This is a genomic window from Variovorax sp. P5_A3 (assembly GCF_056400665.1).
Genome location: NZ_JBFUKW010000020.1, coordinates 16021 through 33791 on the forward strand (window position 1 = coordinate 16021; position 17771 = coordinate 33791).

The following is a 17771-nucleotide window of genomic DNA, read 5'->3' on the forward strand; positions in this document are numbered from 1 at the left end:
GGCAGTATGGCTTTCTCGGCAGAAGAAAAACTGGTCGATCAGCTTGTAGACCAGATTCAGCACAAGATCTCCACAGGCGAATACCTCCCCGGCCAAAAGTTAAAGCAGGTGGCACTTGCAAACACTTTCCAAGTGAGTCGGACGCCCGTGAGGCAGGCGTTGTCCCAGCTCGCCGCTCGGGGAATCGTCGACCAGAGCCAGTCCGGAGCGGTAGTCAAGTCTCAGAGCTCCAAGGATGTGAGGGATATCTATCGCGTTCGCTCGGAGGTGGAGGGGTTGGCGGCACAGTTGGCTGCGCAATGGATCACGGACCAGCAGCTGATCGAGCTGAGGAAGATCCACGAGCGGTTTGTGCAAGCTGTCACGGACCTGAACCGCCTGCGAGCCGACAGTCCCGTGGATCACGCGGAAACGAGCGCCTACCAAGCGGCCCGTAAGGAATGGGTCACCACGAACAGCGAGTTCCACGCGATCATCTTTCAGGCGTCGTGCAACGCGTACTTGCAAAAGATCATTGCGGACCTCGAACTGGGCTCCTCGCGCGGTGTGATCGCCTCTTCCGCGCTTGGCATGTACAAGCACCGGATGGAGAGAAACATCGCGCACCACGACGCAATCCTCGCGGCACTGGAGGCGCGCGACGACATGGCCGCGCGGCAGGCAATGGCACTGCACGTCGTGGAGTCCGGTGAGTTCGTGGCCGCCTGGCTGGAGAACCAGGCTCACGCCCGATCCTGAGCGCCGGGGCGCTGCGAACATGGCCATTTGGACAGGATGGAGTGGGGGTGCCGGGCTTTCGGGGGAGTCCACCCCGAATTCAGTGTGCCTAGGACGATCCAGCCGACGAGATACTCGCCCTCCTTGCAGAAGGCGCGCGCAAGGCAGGGGCTGAGGACCTTGCGTCCGCTGAGCATCTTGCCCGCAAAGCCGAGGGCATGCGCTGCGTTCAAGAAGTTCGTGATCGCGCCGCCGACGGCCATCCACTGTTCGTGCGCCGGGATGGGTCGCTCGACGGAAAGGTTGGCAATCACTGCGATGGTCAAGGGCGCTCGCCGAGCGCGCTCCATCTCCAAGGCGGCAGCTTCGCTCGACGCGCCCTCCGCTCGGGCGGCCTCACCGAACAGGTCGGCCAGCAGATCGATCGAGTCGGATTCGACGACGATGAAGCGATAGGGCGTCAACGCGCCGTGGTCCGGGGCGCGCAGGGCGGCCAGAGCCATGACCGTCAGATGCGCTTCGTTTGGAGCAGGAAGCGCTAGGTGGCGGGGACCAGCCGAGCGCCGCGTGAGCAATGTTGTCAGGCTCGCTGGCACCGTTGGGAAGTCCTGATGCCCTAGCTCCGAAGCGTCGTGATCGGAAATCTCGAGATCGTGCGGGGTGGTTGGATGCATAGGGACCCTCTACTGCGCAGCCGCAAGTAACTCTTGGACGCGTGTGAATTTTTCACGGGGCTTGGATGCGACGAGGCCGGCCGCGATTTCGGCCTGGTCGATTCGAAGCCAGTCCTTGAAGTCAATGGTCGTTCGTCCGCACAAGTGCTCTCGCAAGGCCTGCGCGCCTCCAACATTGCCGAGATGTTCCGCTGCCAGGTCCTCCACGACTCGGCGCGTGACTGCAACGCTGTCGGCACGATTTGTGCCGATCACACCGGATGGCCCGCGCTTGACCCACCCCGTTGCATAGAGGCGCGGGATCGCCTGCCCTTCGTCTCCCAATACTCTGTCTTGAAGTGTTGGTACCACGCCCCGCTCATGGTCGAACGGTAGGCCTAGGATGGCGCGGCCGCGGTAGCCCACCGCCTTGAAGAGAAGGCCGGCCGGAATCTGGCACTCCTCCCCCGTTCCCGTAGTCCTGGACGGATCCGCTTCGCAGGCCTGGGTTTTTTCGAGCACCATTGAACTCATGCGCTGGGTACCCTCCACACGCACGGGCCGCTTGAAGAAATGGAAGTGGATCCGGCGGCGATGGCTGTTCACGGCGCTGTGCGCGAGCGAGTTGAGCCACGCGACGGTGGAGTTGGGCGGGTTTGGCTCGGCGAGATCCCATGCATCAAAATGAATCGAGCAGTCCTCGATCTGCGCCAACTCCCTCAGCTCGTTGGCGGAGAACTTGGCGTGCGAAGGGCCGCGTCGTCCGACGATATGGATATCCCGGATATTGCTTGCGGCCAGCGCCTGCAGGGCGTGGTCCGCAATGTCGGAGGCGCCCAGTGCCTCGACCGGTTTGGCAAGAATGCGGGCGATATCAAGGGCAACGTTCCCGTTGCCGAGGATGACGGCAGCTTCCTGGCTCAGATCGAAGGCGTGGTCCCGGCAGTCCGGGTGGCCGTTGTACCATCCGACGAAGGCCGATGCCCCATGGCAGCCCCGCAAATCTTCCCCGCCGATGCCGAGCGGGCGGTCGCCGTGCGCACCATGGGCGAAGATTACGGCGTGGAACATCTTGCGCAAGCTGTCCACACTGACGTCCCTACCGACCTCCACGTTGCCGAAGAAGTGCAGGTGCGAAGATTGCGCGATGCGCTCGTACGCGGCGATGGTCGTCTTGAGCTTCTGGTGATCCGGTGCCACGCCGTAGCGCACCAGGCCGAAAGGGGCGGGAAGGCGCTCGATCAGTGCCACGTTGATGCCCAGCTTGAGCAGTGCCTCGGCTGCATAAAAGCCACTCGGGCCGGCGCCGACGATGGCGATCTCGGGAGGTGAGTTGAAGGTACTTTGCACGGACTGCCTCAGAAGCCGAGCGACGCGCGCTTTTCCCATGCGCCTGGCAAGGCCTCGGACTGCTCCGTGACGCTGGGGAGCATGGATGCGCGCTCGCGGTTGATGTCCAGCCAGTGCGACATCGGCGCGGGCAGGTCGTGTTCGAAATAGATGGCCTTGACGGGGCAGACTGGAACGCACGCGCCGCAATCCACGCATGTGTCCGAATCGACATACAGCATCTTCTCGTCGCCGTGGAAGCATGCCACGGGACACACTGCCACGCACTCTGCAAAGCGGCAGTTCTCACAGTTTTCAGTCACTACGACGGTCACTTCGGATCTCCAATTCGTGGGTTTAGGGGGTAGGGCTGGCGAGTTCGATGGCGACACGCGTATCGCCGTAAGCGGCCATTTCGCCGAAGTTACTCAGCACGTCTTCGGTCAGCACGTTCGCACCACCCCCGCGCTTGATCCAGGTTCCCACCGGCATCACCACCATCCCGGGGCCGACGCGTGCGTCGACATGTGCGGTCAATCGCAGCTGCCCGACCGCGGACCGGACGATGATCTCGTCCTTGTCCTTCACGCCGTATCGCTCGGCGGTGTCGGTGCCGATGCGCACGAAGGGTCCCGGGTGCTCGGTGGAGGTCATCTGTGAGAGCAGCCATGTCTTGCTGAAGTTGGTTACGAAGGTGAGGGGATAGCCTTGTACTTCGCGTTGCTGCAACTCGATGTCGTCGATAAACTGGAATCGGCCTGACGGGGTCGGAAATTTCTTGTCCGCGAACGGCACCTGTGGTGCCGTCGGGCAGCGCACCGGCCCCTGCATGACGCGCTCGACGGACAGGCCTTGCGCCTCCATCGGCTTGAGCATGCGCTGCAGCCATTCGCGCGGCGAACCTGCCATCTCTTCGCCGATGCCAAGGCGCTTGGCCAACTCCTGGAAAATCCAGAGATCCGAGCGAGCCTCGCCGACCGGGGCGATGACCGGATTGACGCCGCCGATGATGTTGTGGCCCCAGGAGACCAGGATATCCTCCTCCTCCAGGAAGGTAGTGGTGGGCAGAAACAGGTCCGCGTAGTCCGACGTATCGTTCAGGAACATGTCCACAACAACCGTGAACTCCAGCCGGTCAAAGGCCTTCGCCACAAGGTTCGAGTTCGGCGACTGGTTGATCGGATTGCCGCCGTTGACGAACATCATGCGCACGGGCGGGTCCTGCGTATCGAGCAGACATTGGCCAAGCAGAGGCTCTGGGATGGCACGCGCCGCGGTGGCCCGATCCGCAGCCTCGACCTTCTTGTCGAAGTGGCGCTGGGTCTGGAACCCCAGGGTGGCGCCCCCCCCGGGAACACCGATGTAGCCGCACAGGGCGGCCAGGGCGTCCACACAGCGGAAGATCTCGGCGCTGTGCTTGTACTTGTTGAGGCCCCAGCCAAACAGGATCGCCGCAGGTCGCGCTGTCGCGTACTCGACGGCCAGGGTGCGCACTGCGACCTCCGACAGGCCGCAGGCTGCACACAGGTCGTGCATCGAATGCCGCTCCAAAAGCTGAAGATACGCCTCGACGTGGGTGCAGTGGTTTGCTATGAACTCCTTGTCTTCCAGGCCCGCTTCAAGGACGGCCTTTGCCATCGCCAAGGCCAGCTCGGCATCACGCGCCACGCGGGGTTGGACATGGGAGTCGCAGATCGTCGCGGACTCGCTGTGCACGGGGTCGATCAGGATGACCTTGCCACCCGCCGCGCGGACTTCCTTGAGCAGGGGCACGGTGTGTAGGTTGGTTGCCATGGGATTCCGTCCCCACAGAAGCACGAGTTTGCTGTTGACGAGATCCGACGGATCGTGACCAAGCCGTATGCCGAAGTCCATGGCTTGTCCGGCGCGCGCGGCCCCACTGCAAAGAGAGCCGCTGGTCGTCGTCACGCCACCCAGGAGATTCCAAAAACGACGGCTCAGATGCTTGGTTGCGCCCCATGAGCCGGTGCGCTGGTAGTGCATGAGAGAAAGGCTGCCGTCCTGTGCAATGAACCGGCGAATCCTGTCCGCGGCCAGTTCCAGTGCCTCCTCCCAGCCGATTCGTATCCACGCCCCCGCTCGATGGCCGCCCTCCCGACGCATGGGGTACAGCTGACGCTCCTCGCTGTAGACGCGTTCCGGGAACCGGTAGGTCTTGCCACACAGATAGCCACGCGTGAAGGGATGCTCCGGATGGCCCTCGAGCTTGACGATCCGGCCGTCCTCGACTTGGGCGCGGATTCCGCAGCCGTCCGGGCAGTCAAGTGTGCAGGTGGTGTATATGGTTTGTTGCATAGAGCATCCTTAAATGTCTTTATTGGATCCAAAAATCAAAAAGCAAAACGCATGCCCGGCAATACTGGCCCGTTTGTGCGTACTCAGGTCGATGTGGGTGCGATCGGTCCGTAGCCGGCACCAAAATGCAGCAAAAACCCGAAGGTCAGCGCACAGAGTCGTGGCATGCACGTGCAGATCAGGGTCCATTACTCGAATAATGGATCCATAACTCGTGATCGTGTGCTTATTACAAGGGTTAACCCGCGAGTAATTTCTTGAAAGCTGAGCGTAGACTGGCATGAAATCTGCAAATGGATCCATATCAATCAGTTATGCACTTTTTTCAAGGATCGGCATCATGAACTTCCTCTCACGGAGCTGGCTGGCCGCACTGGCCGTGGCGGTCGCCGGCGCATGTCATGCGCAGGGCGTCATCAAGATTGGTGAGGTCAACAGCTACAAGGTCACGCCCTCGTACCTCGACCACTACAAGCGCGGCTGGCAATTGGCACTGGACGAAATCAACGGCTCGGGAGGAGTGCTTGGCCGCAAGCTCGAGGTGATCTCGCGCGATGACAACGGCAACCCCGGCGATGCCGTTCGTGTGGCCGAAGAGCTGTACTCGCGTGAAGGCGTCCGCCTGTACTTCGGAGGCTTCCTTTCGAACGTGGCTGTGGCCCTGGCGGACTTCGCGAAAAACCGTCAGGTGCTCTATCTCTTTGGCGAGCCCGGCACAGACCGTGTGATCTGGTCCGAGGGCAATCGCTACGTCTACAGGCTGGGCCCATCCACCTATATGTCGGTCGCCATGCTGGCCAACGAGGCAGCCAAGCAGAATAAGAAGCGCTGGGCGCTCGTGTACCCCAATTACGAACTCGGGCAATCCGCAGCCGCTACGTTCAAAAAGCTTCTGAAGAGCCAACAGCCAGACGTTGAATTCGTTGCGGAGCAGGCGCCGCCGCTGGGCAAGGTAGATGCGGGTGCCATTGCGCAGGCGCTGCTCGATGCCAAGCCGGACGCCATCTTCAACGTCCTCTTCGGAGCCGACCTGGGCAGGTTCGTTCGTGAGGGCAACAGCCGCAAGCTGTTTGATTCTGTTCAGGTCTATTCCATGCTGACCGGCCGGCCGGAGTACCTGGATCCGCTCGGCGCCGAGGCGCCGCAGGGCTGGATCGTGACTGGCTACCCCTGGTACTCACTCGGCACGCCGGAGAGCAAGAAATTCGTCGAGGCTTATCGGAAGAAATTCAGCGACTTCCCGCGCATGGGCTCGCTGGTCGGGTACTCGACGCTGCATGCCCTCGCGCAAGGACTGCGTAAGGCCGGATCGGCCGATCCTGAGGCGGTGGTGACCTCCTTCAAGGGATTAGGCGTCGACACGCCCATGGGGCCGGTCGTTTTCCGTGCCCAAGACAACCAGTCGACCATGGGTGCCTATATCGGCAAAGTCGCATTGAAGGATGGCAAGGGCTACATGGTTGACTACCGGTACATCGACGGCGCGAGTGTCGTGCCGTCGGACAGCGAAGTTTCGAAGCTGCGTCCCGCCAAGTAGGCCTGGCCATGACCTTGCAGAGCCTTCTTCCTCAGCTGATCAATGGATTGGCTGACGCATCGGTGATCTTTCTTATCGCGTCGGGCTTATCGCTGATCTTCGGCGTCACTCGCATCGTCAATTTCGCGCACGGCTCATTCTTCATGGTCGGCATCTACTTGGCTTACAGCCTAGTGACTGCCATCGGGGGCGGTGCGCTCGGCTTCTGGATCAGCACCCTGTTGGCGGCGCTGCTGGTGGGGCTCCTAGGTGCACTCGTTGAGCTGACCATCCTGCGCCGGATCTACAGCGCTCCGGAGCTGTTCCAACTGTTGGCCACGTTCGCCTTGGTGCTCATCATCAAGGATGCCGCGCTGTGGCTATGGGGTGCTGACGAGTTATTCGCGCCGCGAGCGCCCGGGCTGGAAGGCGCCGTGTCCGTCTTGGGCACGCTCTTTCCCACCTACGACATCTTCATGATCGCATTGGGACCGGCGCTGCTCGGTGCGCTTTGGCTCCTGTTCAAGCGCACCCGTTGGGGCGTGCTGGTGCGTGCCGCCACACAGGATCGAGAGATGGTGGGCGCGCTCGGCGTCAACCAGGGACGCCTGTTCACCGCGGTGTTTGCGTTGGGCTGCCTGCTGGCTGGCCTCGGAGGCGCCTTGCAAGGACCGCGCATGCCCGCCAGCCTGGCACTCGACATGGACACCATTGGAACAGCATTCGCTGTGGTCGTGGTCGGCGGGATGGGATCCATCCCGGGCGCCTTTGTCGCTGCGCTCCTCATCTGCGAGTTGAAGGCGCTGTGCATCGCGCTTGGCACGATCACCCTGTTCGGAGTTGCGCTGCCGGTGTTCAAGTTCACCCTCGTAGTGGAGTTTGTCGTGATGGCGGTCGTCCTCGTGTTCCGCCCGCACGGCTTGCTGGGCAGGCCCTCCAGCACGAATTCGGTGGCAGCTGGTCAGGAGCCGGTCTTGCGCCCTGCCTCTGAGCGGATGCGCCGCGCCGCGATCGTTGCGGCAGTGGTCTTGCTTGCGCTGCCTGCGCTTGAACGCAGTTTCCCCTACCTGATGGTTCTTGGCGTCGACGTGCTGATCGCGATGCTGTTCGCGGCGAGCCTGCATTTCATCATGGGGCCAGGTGGCATGCACTCCTTTGGCCATGCGGCGTATTTCGGGCTGGGCGCCTATGTCGCAGCGGTGTTCGTGAAGTCGGCAGGTCTGGGCGTGATGACCGCGCTTCCCCTGGGCGTCCTCGGCGCGGCGGTCGGCGCGGTTGTCTTCGGTTGGTTCAGCGTCCGGCTCTCCGGCGTCTATCTGTCCATGCTGACCCTGGCGTTCGGACAACTGGTCTGGGCCATCGCCTACCAATGGGATGCGGTAACTGGCGGAAGCAATGGGCTGATTGGTTTGCGGCCGCCGCAATGGCTGCGTTCGACCACTGCCTACTACTACTTTTCGCTCGCGCTCGCCTTAGGAGGTATCTGGTACATGCGACGGGCTCTGTTCTCGCCGTTCGGCTTCGCCGTGCGCGCCGTGCGTGACTCGGAGTTGCGCGCGGGCGCAATCGGGATCGATTGCAAGCGCGTGCAGTGGGCAGCCTTCGTTCTTGCCGGCACATTCGGCGGCTTGGCCGGGACGCTGTTCGCGTTCGCGAAGGGCAGTATCTCGCCAGAGGCCGTCCATGTGGCCAAGTCCATTGACGGCTTGGTCATGGTACTCCTGGGCGGCGTGCAGACCATCGCTGGGCCCATTGTCGGTGCATCGGTCTTCGTCTGGCTGCAAGACACGGTGGCTCGCAGCACGGACTACTGGCGTGCGCTGCTGGGATTGATCATTCTCACATTGGTCATCGTGTTCCCGGCCGGGATTGTCGGCTCGTTGCAGGTGATGGTTGAGTCGTTCAGAACGTCCCGCTCGCGTAAGGGGCCTGTCGCGGAGCCGGTGTCGGCCTTGGAGGTCAAGGCATGAGCTTGCTATCGGTACGCCATCTGAGCAAGCGTTTCGCGGGCGTGGCTGCGGTATGCGACGTGTCCTTCGAGGTGCAGGCAGGTGAACTGCTAGCGCTGATCGGACCCAACGGCGCGGGCAAATCCACCTGCTTCAATATGCTCAATGGTCAGCTCAAGCCCGACAGCGGGCAAGTCATATTGGACGGGGTTGATGTCGTGGGCAAATCGCCAAGGCAGGTCTGGAGCCATGGCGTCGGCCGCACGTTCCAGATCGCAGCGACGTTTGGTTCCATGACCGTCATGGAAAACGTACAGCTTGCATTGCATTCGCACAGGTCCAGCGTGTTCCATGCACGGCAGGCGATGTCGCACTCCTACAGACAAGAGGCTTTGTCGCTGTTGGAGCAGGTGGGTATGCAAGACCATGCGGACAGGCCCTGCAGCGTATTGGCCTATGGCGACGTCAAACGGGTGGAACTGGCGATTGCGTTGTCCAACAAGCCGAAACTGCTGTTGATGGACGAGCCCACCGCGGGCATGGGGCCGAAGGAGCGCAACGAACTGATTGCGCTGACCAAGCGCCTGGTGATCGAACAGAGGATCGGGGCGCTGTTCACCGAGCACAGCATGGATGTGGTGTTCGGCTATGCGGACCGGATGATTGTTCTGGCACGCGGCACGCTCATCGCGCAGGGCGACCCGCAGGCGGTCAGAGCAGATGCGCAGGTGCAGGAAGCTTACTTCGGCACCGGAAAGACGTTCACCAGCGAAGACTTGGACGGAGCCACGGCATGCCGACGAAAACCCTGTTGGAGGTCAAGGCCCTGAACGCCTACTACGGTCGGGCGCAGATCCTCTTCGGCATCGACCTGCATGTCAACGCGGGCGAGGTCGTGGCGCTCATGGGGCGCAACGGCGCCGGGAAGTCCACGACCATGAAAAGCATCATGGCCCTGGTGCGCAGACGCAGCGGCTCCGTTGTCTTTCGGGGCCACGAGATCTCCATGCTCCAGTCGCACCAGATCTCCCGCCTGGGCCTGGGCTTCGTGCCGGAGGAGCGTCGCATCTTCAGTGAGCTGACCGTCATGGAGAACCTGACGGTGGGCGCTCAACTGCCCCGCGAGGGTATGCGCGCGTGGACGACGGCCGAACTCTTTGCGATGTTTCCGAACCTCGGGCAAATGCCGCAGCGTCCGGGCGGCCATATGAGCGGGGGCGAGCAGCAGATGCTCACCGTGGCGAGGACTCTGATGGGCAACCCCTATCTGGTCATGCTCGATGAGCCCTCCGAGGGCGTGGCGCCGGTGATTGTCGAGCAGATGGCGCACATGATTCAGCAACTCAAGCGGCAGGGCCTTAGCGTGCTCCTGTCGGAGCAGAACATCCACTTCGCAAACCTGGTCTCCGACCGTGCCTATGTGCTCGAGCGGGGCCAAGTTCGCTTCTCGGGCGACATGCGAGAGCTGATCGCTGACAAGCAAATTCGCAGCCAGTACCTTTCCCTTTAAGAACATGCACGATCAATCTCCATCCGCCCCCGCCGGAAAACTATTCATCAAGAACGTCGGCCTCATGCTGACGGGTGACCTGAACGACCCAATCAAGGACGCCGACGCCGTCTTTTGTGAAGATGGGATGATCGTCGAGATCGGCCGGCTCGGTGACTTGGACTGTGAGCAAGCCGACATGGTCATCGATGCCAATGGCTGCGCGCTCGCCCCGGGGCTGATCGACAGCCACGTGCATCCGGTTTTCGGCGACTGGACTCCCAGGCAAAACCAGATCGGCTGGATCGAATCGTTTATGAACGGCGGAGTCACCTCCATGATCTCGGCCGGCGAAGTTCATCTTCCGGGCAGGCCGCGCGATATCGTTGGCATCAAGGCGTTGGCCATCACCGCCCAGCGCGCCTACGCGAACAGCCGCCCCGGAGGCGTGAAGCTGCTCGCGGGTGCTCCGGTCATTGAACACGGCATGGTTGAAGAGGATTTCCGAGAACTTGCCGCGGCGGGTGTGACCCTGCTTGGCGAGATCGGGCTGGGATCGGTCAAGGACGGGCCGACCGCACGCAAGATGGTTGAGTGGTCACGCAAGTACGGGATTCAGTCCACCATCCACACCGGCGGGCCCTCCGTGCCCGGTTCCGGCTATGTCGACGCCGAGATGGTGTTGGAAGCCGATGCCGACATCATCGGCCACATCAACGGCGGCCACACCGCCCTGTCGACCAAGCAGATCCGCTGTCTGTGCGAGGGATGTGGCAGAGCGATCGAGATCGTTCACAACGGCAACGAGTTTGCCGCGCTGTTCGCCCTCCGTTCGGCCAAGGAACTGCGGCAGTTGGACCGTGTCATCCTGGGGACCGATTCTCCTGCAGGGTCCGGTGTGCAGCCCACAGGCATCCTGCGGCTGATCGCCATGCTATCGAGCATTGGCGAGGTGCCCGCCGAGCAGGCCATTTGCTTTGCGACCGGAAACACCGCGCGCATACGCAATCTCAACTGCGGCTTCATTGAGGTCGGTCGCGCCGCCGACTTCGTCTTTCTCGACACTGCGCAGCATTCCTCCAAGTCCAACCTGCTAGAGAGCATTGCTGCCGGCGACTTGCCCGGCGTTGGCATGGTAGTGATCGATGGGCTGGTCCGCTGTGGCCGCTCCCGCAACACGCCGCCCGCTGCGCGTATTCCCCAAATTCTGCAACACGCCTGAAGGCGATTATCCAAGGAGATGACATGTCCAATGAGGTTCAGCTTGATCTCAGCCAGCACAACCCCCCTGAATATCGGAATCCCGATTCGATGGACTGGGAGATGGGCCGCTTCAAGAACAAGACGAAGTTCTTGTTCCACACCAACGCGGACCGCCCTACGGAGCCGAATGCGGGCTTCCTGCACTACGAGCCCGGTGCGGGCTTCCGCTTGCACAAGCACGATTTCGCCCAGGTCTGGTACGTGATCGACGGTGAGTTCAATATGGGCGGCAAGGTCTATGGGCCGGGGACCGTCGTATTCCATGGCGACCCCCACTACGAAGAGGCCATGACAACGGAAACGGGCGGCACGCTGTTCTTTGTTCAGTATCAGGGACCCACTACGGGCGCGCGCCCGGTTTACGAAGGTCGGATGAACGTCAAGGGCGAGGTCAAGGACGTCACCGCGACTGATCTCGAGCACTGACTTGAGCCGCGCCTGTCCTTTCGAAGCATGCCCGATGGCCGCTGAGAAGTTCTTTGCAAGAGCTGTGTGCCGACGCGTGCGGCATGTGCCCGGCTGCTGCGGGCGAATGGAAGAGCAGAGGACGCACCCGTCTGCGCAGGCCGCATGGTCCCAAGGGCCTCGGCCATGCGGCGGTGAAAAGCCGTATGCCCCCCATGCCGCGATCCATGCACCGCCACCATCGAGTACCCGTATGACCGCCGTTGCCCCGCCACGCACCCGAAACAAGGAAAGAACCAAGGCTAGGCTGCTTGAGGCGGCAGTGGCTGAATTTGGACGATTGGGATTCGAGGACATCAAGATCGATGGCGTGGCCGAGTCCGTTGGCCTGAACAAGAAGCTCGTCTACTACTACTTTGACGATAAGGACGGTCTTTTCGAGGCGGCAAAAGCGCAGGTCATGTCCAACATCCGTCTTTGGGCTGACAACTCGGGATTGGAGCGGATGGAGCTGAATGGCTTGCTGCTATGTGCCCTCGACTTCTTTGCGGCTCATCCCAAGCTGACAAGATTTCTTGTCAGCAACTGGGAGAGGATTGCCGAACAACAAGGCTTGAGTGGTTGGGGGCTCTACGAGTGCTTTGCAAATCAAACGATGTCCAAAGGTGACTCGCCCATGAAACTCTTTCCCTCTTCGCTCTTACTTGCCACTTTGCAGCTATCAACCATGGAGTATCTGGTGCGCTCGGAAAACGAAATCGCGAACCGGCCGATCCGACTGAGGATGGCGGCTTTGTTTTTGGGCTCGTTGTATGACTGCTTGCATCTGCCATCACGACATTGAATCGAACATTGTTAGGACATCGATCATGAGAATTCTTCTACGACCCTCGAGGGCACTTGCAGCTCGGTTGGGACAACGATTCAGGCGCTCGCTGGCGCTACCGCTCGTTGCTTCGAGCGTTGCGTTGCTCGTGCCGTTCGCCTCCAATGCTCAAAGCTATCCCAGTCGACCTGTGACCATTGTCATTGGCTTCGCGCCTGGAGGTATCACAGACATCTTCGCTAGAGAGCTTGGCCAGGAAGCTTCGAAGATTCTGAAGCAGCCGGTGATCATCGACAACAAACCCGGGGCCGCAGGATTGATCGCCAACGATCTGGTTGCGAGATCCAAAGCGGACGGCTACACCTTGCTGATGACGGCCAACAATCACACGATCAATCCGGCACTTCGAACCACCTTGAAGTTTGACGCGGTCAAGGACTTTTCGCCGATCACGCTGGTGGCGTCCACGCCCAATATCCTGGTCGTTCCCGCGAACTCGCCCTACAAGACCGTTGCTGACTACATCGCTGCGGCAAAGTCAAAACCTGGCGGCGTCTCCTATGGAAGCTCCGGTAACGGAACAGCCCCCCACATGGCTGGCGAGTATTTTGGGACCATCGTCGGCGCGAAATTCCTGCACGTTCCATACAAGGGATCGAATCAGTCGTTGCTGGCAGCCATTGCCGGCGAGGTTGATTCGACCTGGTCCGCGGCTGCGCTCACGCAGATCAAGGCAGGCAAGGTCAGGGCGCTGGGCGTGGCGAGTGCGAAGCGGCTTCCCTTCGCCGCCGACATTCCGACCTTTGCCGAACAGGGGGTCAAGGGGTTTGAGACGGAGGTATGGGTCGGGCTGCTCGGGCCCGCACACCTTCCGGATGAGATCGTCCAGAAGTGGAATTCGATGCTGCAAGAACTTCTGTCGCGTCCAGAAGTTCAGGAAAAGTTCAAAGTGAACGGGTACGACCCGATCCTGAATGTCGGTCCCGCAGTCTTCAAGGCGCGAATCGCCAGGGAGATTGGGGTGTACAAAAAGGTGGCCAGCGATGCCAATATTCAACCGGAGTGAATCATGACTGTCGAGACAAAAAACGAATTTGAAGTGCGTCCCCTTGCGGCACCCCTTGGAGCCGTTGTTGAGGGCTTTGATCTGGGACTGCTACCTGAGGGAGAGTGGCTCGGGGATCTCGAGGCTGCGTTGCATCAGCATCGAGTTCTGGTGTTTCGCAACCAGCGAATCGACGACGGCCAAATGCTGCACTTCAGCAAGTATTTTGGCAAGGAACTAGACATCCATGCGATGACCCAGTTCGCCAAGCCCGACAACCCGGAGGTCTTCGTGCTGTCGAACATCGTCGAAGACGGTCGCCAGATTGGGGCCGTGGATGCCGCGCAATATTGGCACAGCGACCTTTGCTATACGCGCACTCCCAGCCGTGTGTCCATTCTCTATGCCCTCGAAGTGCCGGTGAAGGGCGGCAGGGTGCTAGGGCCAACGGACTTCGCCGACACGGCGGCGGCCTACTATGCGCTGCCGACAGAGATCAAGGAGCAGCTGGAAGGCCGGAAGGCACGATTTGTAGCCTCCAAGAAGAAGCCAGGCCAGCGGGCCAGCCATTTCAACAAGATGAACAAGGACACCGAGTCCCGGTTAGAAGACTCCGTGGTTCACCCTGTGATTCGGACGCACCCCAGCACTGGAGAGAAGTCCATCTTCGTGAACGAGGGGTTCACCACTGAAATCCTCGATATGGAACAGGAGGAAAGCGAACGCCTCCTCAACTATCTGTACGCCTTCACGCGCCAGCCACGCTTCATCTACCGCCACACGTGGGCGCCAGGAGATGTCGTCATGTGGGACAACGCGCTGACCTTGCATCAAGGGGTAGGTGACTACGCGCTTCCTCAGCGCCGGCTGCTCTATCGGACCATCGTTAAGGGCACCGTGCCGTTCTGAAGCTCTGAAGCATGAAAACGGACTACCTCGCGCTCAAGGCCGCCGGACACTCTTTGTTCCGCATGACAAACCAGGGGCTTGATTGCTCCCTGGTGCGGGCTAACATGGAGCGAATCGTTTCGAACAGTGACTGGTTTTCTGTTTGGACGACTGTAGGCGCAGACTTTGAGAAACTCGGCGACACAGCAGCTATGCAGGGGCACTTGGTGAGTGCCGGTCAGCTTCTTACAAAGGCAGCCCTCGCGTACCACTTCGCTCAGTATCTTCACTTTGAGGATCTCGATGAAAAGAAGCGCGCTGCAGTGGCAAAGGTTGCGTGCTATACGCGAGCTTTGCCGCTGCAGCCGGTCCCCGGCATGCGGCTCGAGATTCCGTACAGCGGAAGGACGCTCGCTGCGGTTCTTCGGTTGCCACCGGGGGTAGCTCGGGTGCCGCTGGCTTTGCTTGTTTGCGGCTCCGACTCATCCAAGGAGGAACACTTCGCGATTGAGAGGGAGTTTCTCGCACGGGGCATGGCAACGCTCTCGTTCGACGGCCCCGGCCAGGGCGAAGTGTCCGATTGGATGCCGATGCGGCCTTCGTACCACGAAGCCGTTTCTGCTGTCATCGACTATGTGCAGGCGGAGGAGGGCATCGACCCGCATCGCATTGGCGTCGTCGGCTTCGGCTTCGGCGGCATGCTCGCGGTCAGCTCGGCGGCGGCCGACCAAAGGATTCGAGCGTGCATTTCGGTCAGTGGCTATTTCGACATGTGTGTGATGAATTGGGACGACCCGATTCGCAGTTGGCGCTTCGCCCATATCGTGGGAGTCGAATCGATCGCCGCGGCTCGTGAGGTCGCTCGTGACTTCACACTTGAAGACTGGTGTGATCGTCTCGAGTGCCCTGTCCTTGTCATGCATGGCCAGGCTGATGCAGGAATTCCTGCGGCCGCTGCAAAGAAAATTGCAGATCGAATTGGAGCCAACGCGGAGTACTGCCTAGTAGAAGCAGGGGTCCATTGTTTCCACAATGTCGCGTTTAGAACAACGCCACTGATTTGTGATTGGCTCGCTGCTCACGTGTAGCATGGCTTGCTGAGTGTTCCAGTTGAGCGATTGAATCGCATTGCTGCGCACATCAGTTCGCCAGTATGGCCGGGTGAGGCTGCAAGGGAAAAGAGCGGCGCCGCGCGACGTATGTTTTGTCCGACAGGTGTCCATGGTTTCAGTCATTGGAGACGACGACATGTCCATAGAACCGGACACAGGTGCCGCATTCTTCGCATGTGCCAGACCCTGCTCGGGGGCGCCGCTCGCGGCTGCGTCATGGGAGTCGGCATGGCACGGGCTTTGCACTTCGCTGGTCGCCTTTTCCATCCAACGGAGACAACAGCGAACAATCGTCAACCTCCCAGCCCGCTGTTGGTCCAACCGTGCAGTGATCTGCTGCTCGTAGCCACCGAAGGCATTCTTTCCATGCACGACAACGGAGATTTGCATGAGATCACTCTGGGCGAAGCTCGTTTGCCTGACGGGCGAGTTCGCCGCCGGTTCCGGAAGCAGCGATGGGACCGATCGCCACGCCATCGTGACGGGCGAATTGATCGCCAACTTGCTCTTCTGCTGTTGCCATACCCTTGTGAGCGCCGGCGCGGGACTGGTCTTTAGCGCGGCACGAGTTCCGGAATGGCCATCAACAACAGCGTCGTAAGTCGCTACCTCGCGATCTCGCTAGTGGCGGGAATCGTGCCGACGCTCGCAGTGGGCCTGCTGTACGACCGGTATGCGCAGGCGCTGATCGACGAGCTGGTCGGTGAGCGCCTGTCGGTCCAGCTCACGGCAATGTCGAAGCGCCTGGAGTCGTTTCTCGACGGTCGTCGCTATCAGGTGGAGACCTTGGCCAGTCACCCCGCCATGACCGCCTTGCTGCGCGCCGACATCAGCGACGCGGGCGAGGAGGCGCATGGGCTGCTGCAGCTGGAAGCCGATCTGCCGGACCTCTACGGCATCCTGCTGCTGGAAGACGGCGGCCGGCTGCGCCATTTCGTGCCCGGACAGGCGGCCGCCGGGCCGCCCTACTGGAGCGAGCAACCGTTCTCGATTGCTTCGCTGCCGGTCACGCGTTTCGACAACAATGAGGTGGTCGGTCCGGCCGCGCCGGGCGACGGCCTCGCCGGCTGGTTCCTGGTGCGCCATCCCCTGCCGGTCGCTGAGGGCGGGCGCCGGGTCGACATTGCGCTGCACGTACGCTTCTCCTCGCTGACTGAACTGATGGGCGGCCCTTCGGTGGCCGGCATCGTGCAGCCGGTTCTGAAAACGCCTGCCGGCTACTTCAACGCCGTCGGCGTGCGCGTCACCCCCGCCGAGCGCATGATCGCGGGCCCGGAGGTGTTGCCCGGCTGGCAACCGATGTTGCAGATCGAGCCCTCGGCGCTGCTCAGCCGTTTCGAGAATGCGCGGCGTGTGCTGCTGGTGGCCGTGCTCGGCACCGCCAGCGTCCTGGTGTTCCTTTTCTACCAGCTCGCGCGCAGTCTGCAGGGCCGCGTGGCACAGCTTGTGAGCGGAGTCGAAGCCATCGCGTCCGGCCAACTGGACCACCGCATCCAGGACCAGGGGCGCGATGAGATCGCGGCCGTATCGCGCGCCTTCAACACGATGGCGGAGGGCCTTGCCAACACGTTCGCCCGATTGGCACGCGCGCAGCGGCTCGCTTCGCTCGGCGAATTTGCCGCCGGCATTGCGCATGAGGTGCGCAACCCGTTGTCCGCCATCAAGACGACGGTGCAGGCGCTCGCCCGGCGCGAGGCCGATCCGCGTCGGCACCAGCTTCTGCAGGACGTGGAGACCGAGGTCACGCGGCTCACCCGCGTGGTGAGCGATCTATCTGATTTCGGCAAGCCGCGCCCTCCGGAACCGGCCGTGGCGCCGGTGCGCGAGATTTTCCGCCGGGTCGATGGCCTGGTGAAGGCCGAACTGAAGGCGCAGCGGCTGTCACTCGCGATCCAGGGCGACTCCGAGTTGCGCCTGTGGGTCGATGCCGACCATCTGATCCAGATCATGCTGAACCTGGTGCTCAACGCGATCCAGGCCACGCCGCCGGGCGGCCTGATCACACTGCGTGCGGCGCGCGCCGGCGACGGCTTCGGCGTGCTCGAGGTCCGCGATACGGGTCGTGGGGTGCCGCCCGAGGCGCTCGCGAAGCTGAGCGATCCGTTCTTCACGACCCGACCGAAGGGCATGGGCCTGGGTCTCAGCATTTCCCGGCAATTGGCCGAGTTGAATGACTGCACGCTCGTGATCGAGAGCCAGGTGGGCGCGGGCACGGTGGTCACGTTGCGCGTGCCGATGCCGCGAGAGGAGACATAGGCCTTGA

At 61.6% G+C, this 17771-nt stretch carries 16 protein-coding genes; 12 read left to right on the top strand and 4 right to left on the bottom strand.

What is annotated here, in order from left to right:
- The first annotated feature begins 6 nt into the window (after positions 1 to 6).
- Positions 7 to 738 (top strand): GntR family transcriptional regulator, encoded by a 732-nt coding sequence (locus AC1D3B_RS25300; protein ID WP_478193429.1) that lies wholly within the window; start codon positions 7 to 9, stop codon positions 736 to 738.
- Here the strand turns inward: AC1D3B_RS25300 and AC1D3B_RS25305 are convergent.
- The 4 genes from AC1D3B_RS25305 to AC1D3B_RS25320 are packed head-to-tail and all read right to left on the bottom strand — an operon-like array spanning position 723 to position 5015.
- Positions 723 to 1391, bottom strand: coding sequence for a nitroreductase family protein (locus tag AC1D3B_RS25305; RefSeq protein WP_478193430.1), 669 nt, complete (start codon positions 1389 to 1391; stop codon positions 723 to 725). The two genes, AC1D3B_RS25300 and AC1D3B_RS25305, sit on opposite strands and share 16 nt — an antisense overlap.
- 9 nt (positions 1392 to 1400) lie before the next feature.
- On the bottom strand, positions 1401 to 2720 hold the full coding sequence (locus tag AC1D3B_RS25310; RefSeq protein WP_478193431.1) for an FAD-dependent oxidoreductase: 1320 nt from the start codon (positions 2718 to 2720) through the stop codon (positions 1401 to 1403).
- Between the two features lie 8 nt (positions 2721 to 2728).
- Entirely contained in the window at positions 2729 to 3091 is a 363-nt protein-coding gene (locus AC1D3B_RS25315) for a 4Fe-4S binding protein (RefSeq protein ID WP_478193432.1), read from the bottom strand.
- The gene (locus AC1D3B_RS25320; RefSeq protein ID WP_478193433.1) at positions 3057 to 5015 is read right to left on the bottom strand and encodes a molybdopterin-containing oxidoreductase family protein; all 1959 of its coding nucleotides are present in this window, start codon (positions 5013 to 5015) and stop codon (positions 3057 to 3059) included. The genes AC1D3B_RS25315 and AC1D3B_RS25320 overlap by 35 nt, the downstream gene beginning before the upstream one ends.
- A 340-nt stretch (positions 5016 to 5355) precedes the next feature.
- On the opposite strand from AC1D3B_RS25320, the gene AC1D3B_RS25325 reads away from it, so the two are divergent.
- The 11 genes from AC1D3B_RS25325 (at position 5356) to AC1D3B_RS25375 (ending at position 17764) form a co-directional block, all read left to right on the top strand.
- Positions 5356 to 6552, top strand: a complete 1197-nt coding sequence (locus tag AC1D3B_RS25325) for an ABC transporter substrate-binding protein (RefSeq protein WP_478193565.1) — start codon at positions 5356 to 5358, stop codon at positions 6550 to 6552.
- A gap of 8 nt (positions 6553 to 6560) precedes the next feature.
- Positions 6561 to 8501 carry an ABC transporter permease gene (locus AC1D3B_RS25330; RefSeq protein ID WP_478193434.1) on the top strand — a complete coding sequence of 647 codons (1941 nt, stop codon included), beginning with the start codon at positions 6561 to 6563 and terminating at the stop codon, positions 8499 to 8501.
- Positions 8498 to 9310 (top strand): ABC transporter ATP-binding protein, encoded by an 813-nt coding sequence (locus AC1D3B_RS25335; RefSeq protein WP_478193435.1) that lies wholly within the window; start codon positions 8498 to 8500, stop codon positions 9308 to 9310. The genes AC1D3B_RS25330 and AC1D3B_RS25335 overlap by 4 nt, the downstream gene beginning before the upstream one ends.
- Complete coding sequence (locus AC1D3B_RS25340) at positions 9274 to 9990, top strand: ABC transporter ATP-binding protein (protein ID WP_478193436.1); 717 nt, start codon at positions 9274 to 9276, stop codon at positions 9988 to 9990. Before AC1D3B_RS25335 ends, AC1D3B_RS25340 begins: the two co-directional genes overlap by 37 nt.
- Before the next feature lie 4 nt (positions 9991 to 9994).
- Positions 9995 to 11191, top strand: coding sequence for an amidohydrolase family protein (locus AC1D3B_RS25345; RefSeq protein ID WP_478193437.1), 1197 nt, complete (start codon positions 9995 to 9997; stop codon positions 11189 to 11191).
- A 23-nt stretch (positions 11192 to 11214) separates the two neighbouring features.
- The gene (locus AC1D3B_RS25350; RefSeq protein WP_478167258.1) at positions 11215 to 11658 is read left to right on the top strand and encodes a cupin domain-containing protein; all 444 of its coding nucleotides are present in this window, start codon (positions 11215 to 11217) and stop codon (positions 11656 to 11658) included.
- A gap of 232 nt (positions 11659 to 11890) precedes the next feature.
- Positions 11891 to 12481, top strand: a complete 591-nt coding sequence (locus AC1D3B_RS25355) for a TetR/AcrR family transcriptional regulator (RefSeq protein ID WP_478193438.1) — start codon at positions 11891 to 11893, stop codon at positions 12479 to 12481.
- Between the two features lie 172 nt (positions 12482 to 12653).
- Entirely contained in the window at positions 12654 to 13529 is an 876-nt protein-coding gene (locus AC1D3B_RS25360; protein ID WP_478193439.1) for a tripartite tricarboxylate transporter substrate binding protein, read from the top strand.
- A gap of 3 nt (positions 13530 to 13532) precedes the next feature.
- A complete protein-coding gene (locus AC1D3B_RS25365; RefSeq protein ID WP_478158338.1) occupies positions 13533 to 14417 on the top strand; it encodes a TauD/TfdA dioxygenase family protein in 885 nt (294 codons plus the stop codon).
- 11 nt (positions 14418 to 14428) lie between these two features.
- Positions 14429 to 15484, top strand: a complete 1056-nt coding sequence (locus AC1D3B_RS25370) for an alpha/beta hydrolase family protein (RefSeq protein WP_478193440.1) — start codon at positions 14429 to 14431, stop codon at positions 15482 to 15484.
- A 600-nt stretch (positions 15485 to 16084) separates the two neighbouring features.
- Entirely contained in the window at positions 16085 to 17764 is a 1680-nt protein-coding gene (locus tag AC1D3B_RS25375; RefSeq protein WP_478193441.1) for a sensor histidine kinase, read from the top strand.
- Positions 17765 to 17771: the final 7 nt, after the last annotated feature.